At 53.7% G+C, this 5738-nt stretch carries 4 protein-coding genes and 1 pseudogene; 3 read left to right on the forward strand and 2 right to left on the reverse strand.

Going from position 1 to position 5738, the window contains the following annotated elements; all coding sequences use genetic code 11:
• The first annotated feature begins 148 nt into the window (after positions 1–148).
• Complete coding sequence (locus tag K5905_RS26040; RefSeq protein ID WP_297589621.1) at positions 149–1801, forward strand: NAD-dependent malic enzyme; 1653 nt, start codon at positions 149–151, stop codon at positions 1799–1801.
• Positions 1802–1992: 191 nt separating this feature from the next.
• On the opposite strand, the gene K5905_RS26045 is transcribed toward K5905_RS26040, so the two are convergent.
• Both K5905_RS26045 and K5905_RS26050 read right to left on the reverse strand, forming a co-directional pair.
• Positions 1993–2751: a sulfite exporter TauE/SafE family protein gene (locus tag K5905_RS26045; protein ID WP_297589623.1), complete on the reverse strand. Its 759-nt coding sequence runs from the start codon at positions 2749–2751 to the stop codon at positions 1993–1995.
• Positions 2752–3140: 389 nt separating this feature from the next.
• A complete protein-coding gene (locus K5905_RS26050) occupies positions 3141–3497 on the reverse strand; it encodes a hypothetical protein (protein WP_297589625.1) in 357 nt (118 codons plus the stop codon).
• A gap of 242 nt (positions 3498–3739) precedes the next feature.
• On the opposite strand from K5905_RS26050, the gene K5905_RS26055 reads away from it, so the two are divergent.
• Together K5905_RS26055 and K5905_RS26060 are read left to right on the forward strand one after the other, a co-directional pair.
• The gene (locus tag K5905_RS26055; protein WP_297589627.1) at positions 3740–4225 is read left to right on the forward strand and encodes a hypothetical protein; all 486 of its coding nucleotides are present in this window, start codon (positions 3740–3742) and stop codon (positions 4223–4225) included.
• Positions 4226–4246: 21 nt separating this feature from the next.
• A pseudogene (locus K5905_RS26060) lies at positions 4247–5738 on the forward strand (hypothetical protein); the annotation flags it as partial.

Consider the following 5738-nt stretch of genomic DNA (forward strand, 5'->3'; position numbering starts at 1 on the left):
TTCTGGGAAGAGGCTCTGGAAGGGTTCGGCAATCGATAGCCAACAAATGGTCAGAGCTGGAACCTGGATTGCAATTTTTGCAGTAAGATGGTGAGCTTGTCGGGCGAGGTATATGCAACCCGTGCTTGTCACTTCAAGAGGTCACCCGATGGTCGATTCCAGTCCTGCAAATCTGAGTTATCTGACAAACCCACTTTTGAACAAAGGCACGGCCTTTTCTTTGCGTGAACGTGAGAAATTGGGTTTGCTGGGTCTGCTACCACCGCATGTCGAAACGCTTGATGCTCAGATAGATCGCGCCTACGCCGCCTTTGAGCGCGAAGAAACAACACTGGACAAGCACATTTATCTGCGCGGTCTGCAAGATAGCAATGAGGTCTTGTTTTACGCCCTGTTGATTAGGCACCTGCCTGAGATGATGCCGATCATCTATACGCCGGTTGTCGGCGATGCCTGCAAGCAGTTCAGCGAGATCTACGATCATCCGCGTGGATTGATCATTCCGTTTCCCGAGCGTGACCGCATCGACGAAATGCTGGACAATGCCATCCTGCCTTCTGTCGAGGCAATTGTCGTCACCGACGGAGAGCGCATTCTCGGGCTGGGCGATCAGGGGGCAGGCGGCATGGGCATCCCCATCGGCAAGCTTTCGCTTTATACCGCTGCCGGTGGCATTGATCCGGCCGTTACGCTGCCGGTGCTGCTGGATCCCGGTACCAACAATGAAGAACGGCTGAAGGATCCTCTCTATATCGGCTGGCGGCACGAGCGTGTCACCGGTGATGAATATTCCGAGTTTGTCGATCTTTTTGTACAGGCGGTAAAACGCAAGTGGCCGAAGGTATTGCTGCAGTTCGAGGATTTTGCTCAGCAACACGCGGCCCCGCTGTTGGGGCGCTACCGCGATCAGTTATGTACATTCAATGACGACATCCAGGGAACGGCTGCAGTGACGGCAAGTACGTTGCTGGCTGCGTCCCATGTCACCGGAACTCCCTTGAAAGATGCGACAATCGCATTCCTCGGGGCGGGATCTGCCGGCGTGGGTATTGCCGAACAACTCGTGCAACTGATGATCCGGCAAGGGCTGCCGGAAGCCGAAGCACGGGGCCGCATCTATATGGTGGACCGAAACGGTTTGCTAACCGACGCAATGACGGACCTGCTTCCGTTTCAAAAGCAGTTGTTGCAGCCTGCAAGCAAGGTTGAAGGCTGGGCTGCCGACAAGATTTCACTGCTCGATGTCGTAAACCAGGCCAAGCCCAATATCCTGGTTGGTGTCAGCGGGCAGGCAGGCTTGTTCACAGAGCCTGTCATTCGCGCAATGGCAGCCAATTCAAAGCATCCCGTGGTCTTGCCGCTGTCAAATCCAACGTCCCGGATCGAGGCCGTGCCGGAGGACATCATCGGCTGGTCGGATGGCCGAGCATTGGTCGCCACCGGCAGTCCGTTTGATCCGGTTTCCTACGCCGGCAAAACGCACTATGTCGCGCAATGCAACAACTCTTACATTTTCCCTGGCATGGGGCTGGGTGTACTGGCGGCAGGGGCAAATCGCGTGACAGATGGAATGTTCATGGCCGCGGCCGAGGCTCTGGCGGAACTGTCACCGGCAATTGCGGATCGCACTGCCAGCTTGTTACCCGATGTGAGTGACATTCGCGACGTCAGCAAAGCAATTGCATTTGCGGTTGGCGAGCAGGCGCAACTGGACGGAGTTGCACCGCAGACCAGCAAGGAAGACCTTAAGGTCGCGATTGACACGAAATTCTGGACACCTCACTACGAAGAGAGTTCCTGACCCGGGACGTCAGCGAGATCTGTTCTGCTGTTTGAATTTGCTGCTCAAAATAAGCACCTGGAGGACAAAGGCTGGACCTCCGGTGGTTGTTTCTACTGGAACTGGCGTGCCTGTTTTGGAGACAATTCCAGAGTGTCTTTCGAACTAGCGAGCGGTCTTTTGGGCGGCGGTCAATCTGATGACCTTGCCTTTCAAGCAAACACATCCCAGACCTGCTTGAGGGCGAGACAGGCGAGCATGGCGAGGATAATGCGATCAAACATGACCGGTCCCATGCGTCTGCCGATCCACTCTCCTACAGGCATGCCCATCAGCATGGGAATGAGGGCGGCTGCTCCAAGAGCGGCAATGTGCCAGGTGAGTAGGCCTTGGTGAACCTGCACGGAAAACTGCGTCAGGCACATGGTGGCAAAATAGACCGACACTGTGAAAATGAAGGTTGGGCGAGGCAGTTTGACCGCGCTGAGAAACGTTATCGCGACCGGTGCGGATATTCCGAGCGCACCTTGCAGGAGACCGCCGGAACCTCCTGCCATCCAGGCGGTTTTGCGGGCGCGGTCGATTGGTATCTGCAAGGTTGGTTTCAGTAGGCGCATGGCAATGTAGATGACGACGACGGCCGTCATCAGCAGATTGAGCAGCGTTCCCGGTAGCCAGACGAGAAAAAACGTCCCGAACCCGGCACCCACGGCTCCGGACAAGGCAAAACTCGCGGTAAACCCGCGTTCAAGTTCCTGCTCCCGGTACCTGAGAAGCTGCCAGAGGTTGGTGAGGAAATTCGGAACCACCAGAAGGATGACCGCGAGACGGACATCATAAACTGCAGCGACAACGGGGACGGCAATAATCGGCATGCCGGCGCCGGTCGCCCCCTTCAGGATGCCGCCCAGCAACAAGGAAAGAGCAATGAATGACAAGCCCCAGGGATCGTTCAAGGATATGTCAGCCAAGTCGGCTCCTGATTTTCAAACTGAGTCGCAGACAGGGGGTGGGCACCGGGGGAAGATGAACAGCGCCAGCCGGAATTCCTGCCAGTAATAGCCGCTACTGCCCTCGCATCCTAGAGCTCATCTATCGAATGTTGGATTATTTGCGCAGCGCGCTTTCTCCCATAGACTGCATTGGCTGGCGTTTGGAATGAGCCCAGCTCTCAATTTTTGCATTGAAATTGCCGGGAAATGCATCTTGTCCCCGGAGCGCGCAATAGAAGAATCGAACTACGTTCATTGTTGCAGGGCCGAGGGTGAAATCCGCAAAATCAGCTGTGATGTCTCCTCGCTGTTGCAAGGCTTTCCTAAAGCAAATGAGGCAGACCAGAACATCAGGCAGAAATATGCACTCAGGCAAAAGACTTGCTTGATCCGAAGCCTCCTGAGAGTGGTTTCGTGCTTTCAGAATGTTCAGCCTGAATATTTGTATCGCTTGAATTACCGCCGGAATTAGGGGCACCGTTCAGCGAGATGACACCGCCCGGCAGGATAATGGGAGCGTCGGTGAACGGTAGTGCCACTGCAAATTCAACGACGAAACGATCAAAGCACGCTCGTTCGGCCTCAACGAGGAGTGGACATCCAAACGGCTCCTCGTTGAAGTCTGCCTGCTCGGCAGGAATTGAGTTCTGAATGGTTTCACACTTCGCGGTTGACGCGAAAGAAAGAGCAAAAGTCGCCCCAAGAACAAGAGCTCTGTCTGTCAATATCGTACTCCTTGCCAGGTGAAGCGCATTTGCCAGCTTCTGAATGTGCCGCCCTTCACCTGACCACATGCCCCAAATCGCGAGGTTGAACCGGAGCCTTTGGCGCCACGTTCCACCTTGCTTGCCCAATGTTCCTGTTTTTTGTGGTGGCCAATTCACCCAAATGGGTGAAAACGGAAAAAAAAGTATTTTTGCCAATTGTGATCGGGAAGATTTGATCAAGAATTTGAGCGTTGAGTTAAATGGCAAATTTCCGCAAAACCCCGGTAGGTCAGTTCCATCATTGGGAAAACATCAATCTGGTTTGGCAGGAACCGGACTGGTTTGAGTATATTCCTGAAAAGGACAATGCTTTTGCCTACACGACAGCCGAAGGATTACGGATCCAGCCAGGGCGCATGTTCTTCGATGGGGGATCGACGCCGCGGATCGCCCGGCTTTTTGAGAAATATTCACCCTGGTATTACACCCCGGTGGCGCTTGTTCATGACTGGCTTGCAGAAGCACAGGCCTGTGGTCATCCGGTGGTCGATTTTGATCAATCGATAAAAATTCAGCAAGAAGCCTTGAAAACCATGATGCTGTTAAACAAAGATTGGAGAAATATCTTTGTCTTTCACGCGACGCGTCTGGCTCTCAAGTCTCCGAAAGCAAGACGCCTCTGGAACACTCCGGAAGATGTGTGTCCGGTGCCCATTTCCCGCAAGAAAGAACGTTTGAAGTCGTAAATTTTTATTTGGTGTTATTCGATGTCCCTGTCTGAAGTCTATCAGAGAATTGCCCGCATTATCTCAGATCTTCATCACGCGCCGGTCGTGCAACAGGAAGACATGGCGGCACATAAAGGCGCATCTGGAAAACCGCTGCGATATCTCCTCCTGAACCGGGCAGGGGATGTCATCGACGCCAATGTTGACGACGACGTCAGAGACGCGCTGTTGCAACATCTCGATCCGGTGGAAATCTTCAGGGAAATACCAAAATTCTACAGCACTGCAACTGACCTGATTGTCACGACGCGTTTCCATGGAACCGGGGATGATTGCTGGGTCGTCCCTCTAAGTGTCGACGACACGGACGAGATCCTGAAGGAGAAAAGTTCTGCAGGTGGGCTGACGCCCAGTGAAGTGCGTCTGTTGCACAGTCTGCTGAGCGGTCTGACCATTCGCCAGAGCGCAAGCGAGACCGGTCACTCTTATGAAACAAAACGAAGTCAACTCAAATCACTTGGGGCCAAATTGGCGGTCAGCTCGCAAAACGAACTGATCCGACTGACCACGCTCTGGATTTTCAATGCGGTACAGGAGCGGATTGCGGCAACAGCTCAGAACTCAAAATCGGATGCGGATTTTGCGCGGAGTTTCTTTTCCACGCATTACAGAAACCAGGTTCGCTATTTCCAGATTTCGTCCGGCGAGCGTAGTCCGATCCGCTTTGCGGAAGCCGGTGCTGCAGGGGGAACACCGCTTGTGTTGCTTCATGGAAATGTTCTTCCGCCGTTGAAAACGTCGTTTTTCGAGGCGTTGACCCAGGAAAAAATCCGGCTGATCCTGCCATTGCGCGACGGTTTTCTGACAAACAGCGTGGAATACATTCCCGCTCAACAGCAGCTTGAAAATCACACCAGGCAATTGGACATGCTGCTGCATTTCTTAAGTCAGAAATCTGTAGATTTCCTCGCATACGGAACAGGTTCCGCTTACGCAATGGACTTTGCCATCAAGCATCCGGCAAGTGTCGACAGGCTTGTGTTTGCGGCATCAAGCTACTTCATGAGCAGGGGGCAGAGCCCGGTGAACAAGTTCATGAGAAACGTGAGAAAGCTTTCGATCGAAAGCGAGCATGGCACCCATTTGCTGATTGTCTTTTATGCACGACTGTTGCGAAAAGAGCGGGATATGCTGAACACACTGCGAAAGGCCTATGCGCAATGCGCGCTCGACAGCGAAATTCTCGAGGCCTTTTGCGCAGACCCGCTTGGCCGTCGTTTTTTCGTCGACGGGTACCAGGCGTCGCTCTCGTCGATATCCGTCGACTGGCGGATGTCACAACGCGATGTCTGGTCGAGGTTCACGGAGTTGGGGCGGCACGCAGAGCTTATTCATGGCCGGGACGATCCGTTGAACAGCTTTGATCTTGTCGCGGATTTTGTGGACGGAAACTCGAATGTCCACTTCACGCCAGTTCAGGGGTATGGACAGTTTCTTCTGCATGATCGCGAATCTCCGGTTCTCAAACGCT

This window comes from Roseibium sp., assembly GCF_025698965.1.
In the GTDB taxonomy this organism is placed as follows: domain Bacteria; phylum Pseudomonadota; class Alphaproteobacteria; order Rhizobiales; family Stappiaceae; genus Roseibium.